18 protein-coding genes are annotated in these 8,806 nt (G+C 67.5%); 5 read left to right on the top strand and 13 right to left on the bottom strand.

From position 1 onward, the window contains the following. Genes ACVBD7_RS27040 through ACVBD7_RS27030 form a run of 3 tightly spaced genes read left to right on the top strand, consistent with a single transcriptional unit; the run spans position 1 to position 808 of the window. The gene (locus ACVBD7_RS27040; protein WP_458098602.1) at positions 1-189 is read left to right on the top strand and encodes a hypothetical protein; all 189 of its coding nucleotides are present in this window, start codon (positions 1-3) and stop codon (positions 187-189) included. Then, the gene (locus ACVBD7_RS27035) at positions 189-368 is read left to right on the top strand and encodes a hypothetical protein (protein WP_458098601.1); all 180 of its coding nucleotides are present in this window, start codon (positions 189-191) and stop codon (positions 366-368) included. The genes ACVBD7_RS27040 and ACVBD7_RS27035 overlap by 1 nt, the downstream gene beginning before the upstream one ends. Continuing rightward, positions 368-808, top strand: coding sequence for a lysozyme (locus ACVBD7_RS27030; RefSeq protein ID WP_458098600.1), 441 nt, complete (start codon positions 368-370; stop codon positions 806-808). Before ACVBD7_RS27035 ends, ACVBD7_RS27030 begins: the two co-directional genes overlap by 1 nt. Here the strand turns inward: ACVBD7_RS27030 and ACVBD7_RS27025 are convergent. Then, positions 805-933: a hypothetical protein gene (locus tag ACVBD7_RS27025; RefSeq protein WP_458098599.1), complete on the bottom strand. Its 129-nt coding sequence runs from the start codon at positions 931-933 to the stop codon at positions 805-807. The two genes, ACVBD7_RS27030 and ACVBD7_RS27025, sit on opposite strands and share 4 nt — an antisense overlap. Before the next feature lie 95 nt (positions 934-1,028). Here ACVBD7_RS27025 and ACVBD7_RS27020 point away from each other — a divergent pair, with 95 nt between their 5' ends. Together ACVBD7_RS27020 and ACVBD7_RS27015 are read left to right on the top strand one after the other, a co-directional pair. Continuing rightward, positions 1,029-1,652: an AAA family ATPase gene (locus ACVBD7_RS27020; protein WP_458098598.1), complete on the top strand. Its 624-nt coding sequence runs from the start codon at positions 1,029-1,031 to the stop codon at positions 1,650-1,652. Beyond that, a complete protein-coding gene (locus ACVBD7_RS27015) occupies positions 1,649-1,951 on the top strand; it encodes a hypothetical protein (RefSeq protein ID WP_458098597.1) in 303 nt (100 codons plus the stop codon). Before ACVBD7_RS27020 ends, ACVBD7_RS27015 begins: the two co-directional genes overlap by 4 nt. Positions 1,952-2,617: 666 nt before the next feature. Here ACVBD7_RS27015 and ACVBD7_RS27010 read toward each other — a convergent pair. The 12 genes from ACVBD7_RS27010 to ACVBD7_RS26955 all read right to left on the bottom strand — a co-directional run bounded on the left by ACVBD7_RS27010 (position 2,618) and on the right by ACVBD7_RS26955 (position 8,749). Further along, complete coding sequence (locus tag ACVBD7_RS27010; protein WP_458098596.1) at positions 2,618-3,046, bottom strand: hypothetical protein; 429 nt, start codon at positions 3,044-3,046, stop codon at positions 2,618-2,620. Continuing rightward, the gene (locus ACVBD7_RS27005; RefSeq protein ID WP_458098595.1) at positions 3,043-3,273 is read right to left on the bottom strand and encodes a hypothetical protein; all 231 of its coding nucleotides are present in this window, start codon (positions 3,271-3,273) and stop codon (positions 3,043-3,045) included. The genes ACVBD7_RS27010 and ACVBD7_RS27005 overlap by 4 nt, the downstream gene beginning before the upstream one ends. After that, complete coding sequence (locus ACVBD7_RS27000; RefSeq protein WP_458098594.1) at positions 3,273-3,743, bottom strand: DUF3310 domain-containing protein; 471 nt, start codon at positions 3,741-3,743, stop codon at positions 3,273-3,275. The genes ACVBD7_RS27005 and ACVBD7_RS27000 overlap by 1 nt, the downstream gene beginning before the upstream one ends. After that, a complete protein-coding gene (locus tag ACVBD7_RS26995) occupies positions 3,695-4,480 on the bottom strand; it encodes a hypothetical protein (RefSeq protein WP_458098593.1) in 786 nt (261 codons plus the stop codon). The genes ACVBD7_RS27000 and ACVBD7_RS26995 overlap by 49 nt, the downstream gene beginning before the upstream one ends. Beyond that, on the bottom strand, positions 4,477-4,656 hold the full coding sequence (locus tag ACVBD7_RS26990; RefSeq protein ID WP_458098592.1) for a hypothetical protein: 180 nt from the start codon (positions 4,654-4,656) through the stop codon (positions 4,477-4,479). Before ACVBD7_RS26990 ends, ACVBD7_RS26995 begins: the two co-directional genes overlap by 4 nt. Beyond that, positions 4,653-4,844, bottom strand: a complete 192-nt coding sequence (locus ACVBD7_RS26985; protein ID WP_458098591.1) for a hypothetical protein — start codon at positions 4,842-4,844, stop codon at positions 4,653-4,655. The genes ACVBD7_RS26990 and ACVBD7_RS26985 overlap by 4 nt, the downstream gene beginning before the upstream one ends. Continuing rightward, positions 4,841-5,011, bottom strand: coding sequence for a hypothetical protein (locus ACVBD7_RS26980; protein ID WP_458098590.1), 171 nt, complete (start codon positions 5,009-5,011; stop codon positions 4,841-4,843). The genes ACVBD7_RS26985 and ACVBD7_RS26980 overlap by 4 nt, the downstream gene beginning before the upstream one ends. Then, positions 5,008-5,382: a hypothetical protein gene (locus tag ACVBD7_RS26975; RefSeq protein ID WP_458098589.1), complete on the bottom strand. Its 375-nt coding sequence runs from the start codon at positions 5,380-5,382 to the stop codon at positions 5,008-5,010. Before ACVBD7_RS26975 ends, ACVBD7_RS26980 begins: the two co-directional genes overlap by 4 nt. Positions 5,383-5,425: 43 nt before the next feature. After that, on the bottom strand, positions 5,426-7,351 hold the full coding sequence (locus ACVBD7_RS26970) for a DNA polymerase (RefSeq protein WP_458098588.1): 1,926 nt from the start codon (positions 7,349-7,351) through the stop codon (positions 5,426-5,428). After that, complete coding sequence (locus ACVBD7_RS26965; RefSeq protein WP_458098587.1) at positions 7,344-7,643, bottom strand: hypothetical protein; 300 nt, start codon at positions 7,641-7,643, stop codon at positions 7,344-7,346. Before ACVBD7_RS26965 ends, ACVBD7_RS26970 begins: the two co-directional genes overlap by 8 nt. A gap of 207 nt (positions 7,644-7,850) precedes the next feature. Beyond that, a complete protein-coding gene (locus tag ACVBD7_RS26960) occupies positions 7,851-8,312 on the bottom strand; it encodes a hypothetical protein (protein WP_458098586.1) in 462 nt (153 codons plus the stop codon). Then, positions 8,309-8,749, bottom strand: a complete 441-nt coding sequence (locus tag ACVBD7_RS26955; RefSeq protein ID WP_458098585.1) for a hypothetical protein — start codon at positions 8,747-8,749, stop codon at positions 8,309-8,311. The genes ACVBD7_RS26960 and ACVBD7_RS26955 overlap by 4 nt, the downstream gene beginning before the upstream one ends. Positions 8,750-8,806: the final 57 nt, after the last annotated feature.

Here is an 8,806-nt window from a genome sequence, read left to right as displayed (position 1 = left end):
GTGACCGACGCCGTCGAGCGGCTCGTCCGCATCGAGACGAAGGTCGACCAGATCCTCTCTCAGCTCCTCGACCACGAAGGCCGACTACGCACACTCGAGGGCGCCAAGGCGTGGCTCATCGGGGCGGGCATGGCGGCCGGCGCGGTCGGGTCTGTCCTCATGAAGTTCATCCCTGGGATACCTAACTGATGCTCTCCCTCTTCGCCCTGCTGTCCTCCCCGGAGGCGGCGCCTTACTTCGTGGCGGCGGACCTGGTGATCCAGGCCGCCCTGGCCATCGTGGCGATCACCCCGACGAAGTCCGACGATGACGTCGTGGCCCGCGTCAAGAACCTCTTCTCGGCCGTGCGGGTCGCGGTCGGTCGCTGATGCCGGGCCCCGCTGACATCGCGGCGGTCCTCGCGGCGCGCTATGAGGGCTTCCGCTCGCGTGCCTACTGGGACGCCGACGGGCGGGTCTGGACCGTGGGCTATGGCACCACGGAGATCGACGGTCGTCCCGTCCGCGAGGGTGACGTCGTGACCGAGCCGCAGGCCCAGGCCCTCCTGGCCAAGCGCCTGAACCGAGACCTCCCGACCCTCCAGAGGGCCCTCGGCAAGGCGACCGACAACCAACTCGCCGCCTTCCTCGACCTCGCGTACAACTGCGGGATCGGCGTGAAGACTTCGACCGCCGCCAAGCTCCACATCGCGGGTGACCGCCTGGGCGCCGCCAGGGCGTTCCTGATGTGGTGCAAGGCCGGGGGTCGGGAGATGGCGGGCCTGTTGCGCCGTCGCTGCGCCGAGGCCGAGCTGTACCTGACGCCCTAAGGCACCATCACCCGCGCCGCGAACCCCGAGGCCAACTGCCCGAGCGCCCAGCCGGCAAGGCAGATGACGAGGAACCAGAAGACCTTCTTCCTCTTGCTGGTCGTCGGGGTCGGCGTGATGTCCATACCGATCTGTTTACCATGAGGCTGTCCCTTCGGGGATGGCCTCTTTTTATGACCCGTGGCAACGTCCCCGCGTCAATCCGAGGAGACGTATAGACGTGATCCTGACCATCGCCGGGTCCAAGGGAGGCGCGGGGAAGACCACCGTGGCGCGCTGTTTGGCCGCCGCCTTGGCCGCCGAGGGGAAGCCCTTCGTGGTCGTCGACGCGGACCCCACCAGGGCGCTCTCGAGGTGGGTCTCCGAGCTGTACGAGGGGTCTCCCATCGAGTGCCTCGCAGAGCCCCAGGAGGGCGCCCTGGCCGAGCTGCTGCCCCACCTATACGACCAACACCCCCTGGTCCTCGTCGACACCCCAGGCTTCGCCAATCAGGCCAGCTCCGTGGCCATCGTCTCGGCCGACGCCGTGCTGATCCCCTGTCGGGACAGCGAGCCGGATCTCTACGAGGCCCGCGCGACCGCGAAGGCCGTCCAGGCCCTGGCGAAGAACATCCGCCGGGACATCCCCTCTGCGGTCCTCCTCAACGGGGTCCGAGAGACCGCCGTGTCGCGCTTCGCCGCCTCGGAGATCGCGGCCGATCACCCCGTCCTGAAGACCCGCTGGGGCCACCGGGCGGACTACGCCAGGATGAGCCACACGGGCGTCCTCCCGGCCAGCGGCGAGGCCCGCCGCGAGGTCCGCCTGCTGATCGACGAGCTGCGCGAGCTGAAGTGGATCCCATGAGCAAGACCCCGATGAAGTCGACCCGCCGGCCGAACGCCGTGGAGGCCCTGGCAGCGGCCCGCGCGGCTATGCCCGAGGCCCCGCCGGCCACCCTCCCCGCCCCCGACGCCGAGGCCATGATCGGCTTCAACATGCGGCTGCGGGTCGGCACTGTGGAGGCGCTCGAGGCCTTCGCCAAGGGCCGCGGGAAGACCATGAAGCAGATCGTCATGGAGGCCATCAGGGACGCGGGGGTCGATGTCGCCGCGGTTGACCTCGAGGATCTCTCCCCGGCCCGGCGCCGGAAGCGGAGGCGCTGAAGGTCATAAAAAGAGGCCATCCCTTGCGGGATAGCCTCTTAGTGGATCATCTTGGGAACTTGGCGAAGGAGTCCGTGCCTACGGCTAACCCCTAAACGAAACGACCCTCCCGGCGGGAACCGGAAGGGCCTGATCGCAAACGCTGATACTGGGTGGATACTGCCGACCCCCAGATTGGCCCTGGTGACTTCGAAACGCAAGCCCTCTTGCGCCAGGTCTCGTGCGTCCTGTGGTCAGGTCTCCGTGAACGCCGTCGGGTCCCCTCAGAGGACACGATGAAAGGCTTATCGCTCGAGAAGCGGGTCGCCCTCTCCCAGGAGGTCGCCTACCGCGCAATCCACTGTGCCAAGCGCCCAGGCACCCGCAGGCTCGCCCTGACGGCGGCCGACGCACGGGTCTATGCCGCCCTGGCACTCGACTTCCACAACGCCCAGACGGGCCGCACCGACCCCGGCTACAGGGCCCTCGCCAAGGCCGCCAGGGTGGCCCAGGGGTTGGTGGGCACCTGCCTACGTCGGCTCAAGGCGGCGGGCTTCCTGGCCTTCCAGCGGCGGCTGGCGAGGGGTCTCGGGAGGTTCCTCCGCTGGACGCACCTCTACCAGCTCGCGGAGCGCCTACCGCCCCGTTCAGACTTCGCCGCAGAACCCCTCCCAGTAGAGAAAAAGGCTAGTGGACGGTCGGTCGCCGTCCAGTTGGCGACCCTGCCGGCGTGTCTCGACCGCGCGGCGGGGCTGGCGGCTTCGGCTGCGAGGTACGCAGCGGCGTGGGCGGCGCGAAGATCGACGCCCCAGCCAGACCGGCCTGGAGGGCGCCCAGGAGGGCCGGGTTGTCCCGCAGTACCTGCAGGAGGCCCAGGCCGAGCCCGTTGACCGCCCGCTCCTCTTCCTCGTCCGAGCCGGGGATCCCCTGGGAGAACCACACGCCATGCAGCACCTCATGCAGCAGGACTTCCGCCTGCCGCTGTGGGGCAATCGTGGGGTCGACCACGATGGTCAGGCGTCCCCGGTGGATCTGGCCGTCGTAATCGTTCTCGCGCGCTGCCACGACGTCGGCGGGGGACACGGCGTAGTCGAAGGGTCCGATGCGGATCTTCACTCTTCGACCTCCTCTGTGACCGAGACGTCTAGGCCCAAGCCCGCCAGCAACTTCGACAGGAAGCCTCCGAGGTCATGCTCGGGGTCTGGCATGTTGCCTCCGAGGTGGTCGTTCCAGCCCCCAGAGAAAACGACTTGGCCACCCTCTGCGAGAACACGCATGTTCGCCCAGGCGTAACCACCGCAGTCGTCGCAGTCTCCACGGCCTCGGCGGATGTCGATGTGCATCACTTCGCGGCCTCCTTGGCGGCGACGTCCTCGATCAGCCACTCGAGGTACTGCTTCGCCTTCCGCAGATCCTCCACGCCGTTCTTCGCGTCATACCGCAGGACGTACTTGATCACGTTCCCGACGAGGAACGGCAGGTTGTTCCGGCGGATGAACTCAATGGGCTGCAGGGCCCAACGCGCGTAGTGGGTCGGGGAGGAGATGGGGTCGTGCTGCGTGATCGGCAGGTTGTGGGGCTCGGGAGGCAGCGTGAGGGCCGGCTCGACCAGCTCCAGCTCGCCGTTCCAGAAGTTCCACTCCTCGTCGTCGCCGGGCTTCGTCACCCCGCAACCCGAGCCGCGGACGGTACGAACCGTCCCAATCGTCCCGACCGGGAAGTTGAGCGGGAAGTCCGTGCGGATCGCTCGCACGGTGTCGCCCTCTACGAAGGGACGGGGAGACGTAGAGACGTCGGTGCGCTCGGATGCCACAGGGACACCTCCTTGGTCTGAGGGTTGTAGTCGCCCTTCCGCAGGATCCGCGCGAGGCGGGCCGTGGTCAGGGCCAGGGTGAGGGACTGCTTGCGGGACGCGTAGACGGACTTCACGGCCTCCCACAGGGCAGGGAGGCCCTTCACGCCTTGGAGGGCCTTCTCGGCCTTCGCAGGGCCAATCCCAGGGCACCCGCCGAACCCGTCGACGGCGTCCCCGGTGAGGCATTGGGTCATCCAGAAGTGGTTCCCCTCGTCCTCGGTGACCTCCTCCACGAACTCGCTCTTCCGCGGGTTGAAGTGACGGCCGGCAATCGTGCGGAGATCCTTGTCGAGGGACACGCAGACCCCGTCGTCGCGGCGGGAGCCGGTGAGGGAGAGGCCCAGGAGGTCGTCCGCCTCGAGCCCGTCGACCAGCTTGGCGCCATGCTCCTCGAGCATCACGCGGCGGGCGAACGAGAGGGCCAGGGGCCGACGGGCGTCCTTGCGGTTGGCCTTGTATGTGGGGTCGACCAGCTTCCTGAAGTTCAGGGAGCCTGTGAGGAAGACCACGCGGTCGGTGCAACTCGGCTTGTCGGTCCAGGCGTCGATCAGCTCGGAGACGGAGCGGCGGACGTCGTCCTCTTCGAAGGAGGGCTCGCTGTCCTCGCCCGTCCCCCAATCAAGACCTGGTGCTTCACACTGAGCCGCCGCGGTGTAGGCGATGATGTCGCCGTCGATGAGGGCGGTGAGCTTCACGCCTGCCGCCAGTACCGGATCGCCCGGTTGGACAAGAAGCCGGCGGGGCCCACGTCGCCGTGGAGTATCCAGCCGTCCTCTGCCCGCTCCATCTTGCGGACCCACTGTAGGCCCTCGGAACGGCGGTAGTCGCCCTCGGGGTAGGAGATGTAGATGCCGTCGGGGGTCGGGATCATTCGCTCGGTACCTCCTCGCAGTTCTCGATCTCGTAGCCCGACCCGCCGTGGACCTTGATGGTCTTCCACTCCGGGTCGGACTCCATGGCGAGATCGCCAGCCTCGTCGGCGTCCTTCGCCTGGACCTTCACGACGGCGTGCTGGGTGACGGTGACGACCCGCATCAGGCCGATGTCGAAGGTCTTCACCAGCCGTTCACCTCGTCCAGAAGGTCCGAGATGCGCTCCTCCGACCGCGCGAGGATCCAGGGGGTCACGTCGCCCCGCTGGTAGTGCCGGATCAGCCGGTCCTGCTCCTCGATCACCGCCAGGGCGACGCGGTGCGCGGAGAACATCATGAGGATGCGCTGGATCACGCCTCGATCTCCTTGAAGGTGATGCCGACCGTCGGCTCGTCTCGCATGCGGAAGCCCTCGCGGAGGACGTCGCGCAGGATCTCGAGCTGGTCGCATTGGTAGGCCCCGAGCGGGGCGCGGTTGCGGATCTCCGCGATCCGCTTCTTGAGGTACGCGAGGGCCGGGTGGTCGCAGTCGCCGACGGCCACCCGAGGCGCGGCCAGTTCCGTGATGTCGTCGCCGGGGTGCAGCTCATAGCCGACCCCGTCGAACTGGATCGCCGGCTGCGCGTCGCCGTCGAGCCGCACGACGACGCCATGGGCACCCGCGATCACGCCGCTGTACACCTCGAGCAGCCGCACGCGGTCGCCCAGCTTGAACTTGTCGGCCATGCGGCCCTCCATGAGATGTGGGGTTGTAGAGACGTGGAGACGTCTAATGGGTCTCGTACCAGTTGCGACCGATCTTGAACTCGCCGGCCAACGGGCAGCGGGTCTCCAAACGCACGCCGGCCAGGGCAATGGCCCGGTTGAAGAACTCGCCGTATTCCTGGGCGAGGTCGGGGCGCACCTCGGACTGCACCTCGTCGTGGACATTGGTCACGAAGGCGTAGTCGGTGCCGTACTGCCAGCCGCGCTCCGGGGCGATCTCAAACTGGATGATCCCCTGGGCGAGCTTCATCGCGCGCTGCTCGCCGTATTGCAGGAGGCTCACCAGGGCGCTGTGGAGGGCGTTGCAGGGGATGGGCGCCTTGTCGCACCCCAGGAGGTGCCCCTTGGCCTTCCCCTGCGCCTGCACGTCCTTCAGCAGCTCGTCCAGGCCGGGCATCGACTTGCCGAGGCTGCGGATGGCACCCCCGCCGATGAGCCGGATGAGGTCGACCTTCCGCTTGCCCTCCCCGTACATGCGGCGAAGGATCGGCAGGATCGCCGGCACGGCCTCCGCGATGAACGGCTTCCACTGGTCCCGCTCGGCGAAGACCAGTTCGGCCGGGATGGCCTGGAGGTCGGCGTCACGGCGGTTGCCGTTGATCGTATCGAACATGCGCGGCTCGCGGCACCCGAAGATACGCGCGTACAGGGCGGTCTTCGCGCCGTCGCGGTCGGCCAGACCCCAAGGCTTCAGGCTGTCCCGGTTGAGGGAGTGGCCGTCGGTCCCGAGCTTCTTGTCGCCCGCGAGGAGCTTCCTGGCGTAGAGCCCGTCGTCATACCGGGCGAGGTAGTGCGCCAGCCAGCGCGCCTGAATCTCCGCGCCGTCGCAGCCCGCGAGGACCATGCCCTCCCGAGCGACGAAGAGCCCGCGGATCCGGGGGTCCTTGTCGATATTCGCGGTGTTGGGGTTGGAGTGCGACATGCGCCAGGTCACGCACCCGAGGGTGTTCACCCGGCCGTAGATCCGCCCGTCGGGCTTGACGAGCTGGAGGTAGCCCTTGCCCTTCTTCTCCCCGAGGATCGCGCCGATGGCCTTGGTGAGCTTCAGGTAGCGGACCAGGGGTCGGGCGCCGGGGTGGTTGGCGCCGAGGATGGTCTCCTCGTTCACCTCGGGCTGGCCGGTCTTCGTGAAGCTCTGGGGCACCCACCCGTCCCGCTGTAGAGCCTCGGCGATCATCTGCCGGCTGCGCGGGTTGAAGGGGTCCTCCCACTTCTTGATGAACGGCTCGCCCTTCACATAGCCGCGGGTCTTGTTGTTCACCTTCGGGATGAAGACTTCCTCGCGGGAGAACGCGGGGAACATCGCGAAGAGCTTGGCCTCGATGTCGGCCTTCTCCTGCATGAACTCCGCGTGCAGCAGCTCGGCCGCCTTCACGTCGAAGGCCACGCCGGTCTGCTCCTGTAGGGCGATGCAGTACGCGCTGCGGGCCTCCGAGGCGTAGACCTCGCCGGGCGCCGTCATGCGGCCCCACTCGAGGCCGTGCTTCACCTTGTGGTAGAGCGCGCGGCCGACCACGACGTCCTGCCGGGAGTAGTCGGCGAACTCCTGGGTCCACACATCATAGGGACCCTTGAAGGAGCCTTTGAGGACACCGAGGCGCCGACCCCACATGTCGAGGGAGTGGTTCCGCTCGGCGATGTTCGTCATCCGCGCCAGAACGAGGGTGTCGACCACCTGGTCGAATTGGAGGGTGCCGGGGAAGAAGTGGTTTACCGCCCAGAAGTCGAAGCCGAACCCGTTATGGAATACGGTCTTCTTGGCGCGGCGTAAGCGTTCGATGCCTTCCGCGAGGGGGCGGTCACAATGCGGGAGGTCGCCGTACAGCGTAACCTCGTCGGTGTCCGCGTTGCCGAGCTGGACGCACCAGAACTTGGTCATCTCCTTCAGAAGGTTATCGGTTTCGACGTCGGCGATGAGGATGTCATCCATGCGCCTGCTCCATGTATTGGACGAGGCGGCGCATCTCCTCGAGGGAGGTGTCGCGCTTCATCTCGTTGGCACGAACGGAGATCACGGAGACGTTGTCGGCCGTGTAGCCGCGGGTGTTGTCTCGGCGGTCGAGCGAAGCGGCGTGCTTCTTGTCGGCGCGTGTGCTGTCCCCGTAGCGGAGGGCGACCCCGAGGACCGGACAGACCTCGGGAGCAAGGGCGAGGATGGCATCCCGGTCGAGCGTATGCTCGAGGCCTAACCGACGAGCCCGCGCGCGGGAGGCTTGCAGCACCTCAGATGCCCACAGAAGACGCGGGGATTGGACGCGCAAGCGGGCGCGGCGGGCTCGGTGGTAGGCCGGGTCCGCCATCAGCCCGGCCGCCCCAGCACCGCCCCGACGAGCAGGGCGAAGAACGCGAAGACCCCCAACTTGAGGGCCTCGATGAGCAGCGCGAGCGCGAGCGTCGTCACCGCAAGGGCGTCGATCATGGGATGTCCTTCAAATATGGTCGGCAGACCGGTGTAGAAGCCGCGCGTAGAACAGAGCCACCAGGTCTGCGTCTTGCGGGAACAGCGCCTCGGTGCGCGCCCTGGCGAGGATCTCCTCGCGCGTGCGGTTCCCCTTGATGCAGTTCGCCCGCGCGCTCACGACCACCACGTTGTCGGGGGTGTATCCCCGGCGGTTGTCGATGCGGTCCACCGTCGGGCTGTCGGGACGGCACCCCTGACCGACCCCCGCGTGGATCTGCAGGGGGATCCCCAGCACAGGGCAGACCACGGGGAGGTTGCGCTCGAGGAAGGCCGCGTCGATGGTCGCCGGGAGGCCCTTGCGGCGGGCCCGGTAGCGCAGCGAGGCCGCGGCGCGGATGGCCCAGGAGTGGCGTGGATCGGCGAGGCGGGACACGGAGTAGGCCACACGAGACCGCTCGCGCGGGTCCGTCGGCCGCGGTGCGCGGTTCATGCTGTCTCTCTTTCGTGTGCGGATCGGTGTTGAACGAGATCGCGGTAGAACTCTCCGACCTTGATGATCTGCTCGGGATCGGCGGTGAACTTGATGGAGTTCGCGAGGAAGGATACCACCACAATATTGCCGGGGACGTAGCCCAGCGCGGGGTCAATCCGGTCGACGGACGGGCTGTTGAACTTCTCGCCGCCCGCAGCCATCGGGAAGCCCAACGCTGGGCATGTCTCCGGGATAACGATGTCTGCTGCCGTGATCTCGAAAGGAAGCCCCTTCTTCTTTGCGCGGTACTTCGCCGCCGCGAGAAGCGCGGACGGAACATTGCGATGATACCACTTCGTGGCCCGAAGGCGGGCTTGGCCACGCGCTTTGTCGATGTTATCTCGCCTCCAGGCTTCCGACCTGGCTGTGCAGCAGGACTTGCAGGCCCACGACATATGGGTGCGGCCTCCCCGACCCTTCCGCAGTCCGAAGGCGGCTAGAGGTAGGACCTT

The sequence above is a fragment of the Roseomonas sp. WA12 genome (assembly GCF_054165765.1).
The sequence above is the reverse complement of the archived record's forward strand: the minus strand, read 5'-3'. Positions and strand labels throughout refer to the sequence as shown.

Coding starts and splice junctions, on each gene's coding strand:
- ACVBD7_RS27035 (WP_458098601.1), top strand. CDS start 189: ATGCTCTCCCTCTTCGCCCTGCTGTCCTCCCCGGAGGCGGCGCCTTAC.
- ACVBD7_RS27030 (WP_458098600.1), top strand. CDS start 368: ATGCCGGGCCCCGCTGACATCGCGGCGGTCCTCGCGGCGCGCTATGAG.
- ACVBD7_RS27025 (WP_458098599.1), bottom strand. CDS start 933: ATGGACATCACGCCGACCCCGACGACCAGCAAGAGGAAGAAGGTCTTC.
- ACVBD7_RS27015 (WP_458098597.1), top strand. CDS start 1,649: ATGAGCAAGACCCCGATGAAGTCGACCCGCCGGCCGAACGCCGTGGAG.
- ACVBD7_RS27005 (WP_458098595.1), bottom strand. CDS start 3,273: ATGCACATCGACATCCGCCGAGGCCGTGGAGACTGCGACGACTGCGGT.
- ACVBD7_RS26990 (WP_458098592.1), bottom strand. CDS start 4,656: ATGATCCCGACCCCCGACGGCATCTACATCTCCTACCCCGAGGGCGAC.
- ACVBD7_RS26975 (WP_458098589.1), bottom strand. CDS start 5,382: ATGGCCGACAAGTTCAAGCTGGGCGACCGCGTGCGGCTGCTCGAGGTG.
- ACVBD7_RS26970 (WP_458098588.1), bottom strand. CDS start 7,351: ATGGATGACATCCTCATCGCCGACGTCGAAACCGATAACCTTCTGAAG.
- ACVBD7_RS26960 (WP_458098586.1), bottom strand. CDS start 8,312: ATGAACCGCGCACCGCGGCCGACGGACCCGCGCGAGCGGTCTCGTGTG.
- ACVBD7_RS26955 (WP_458098585.1), bottom strand. CDS start 8,749: ATGTCGTGGGCCTGCAAGTCCTGCTGCACAGCCAGGTCGGAAGCCTGG.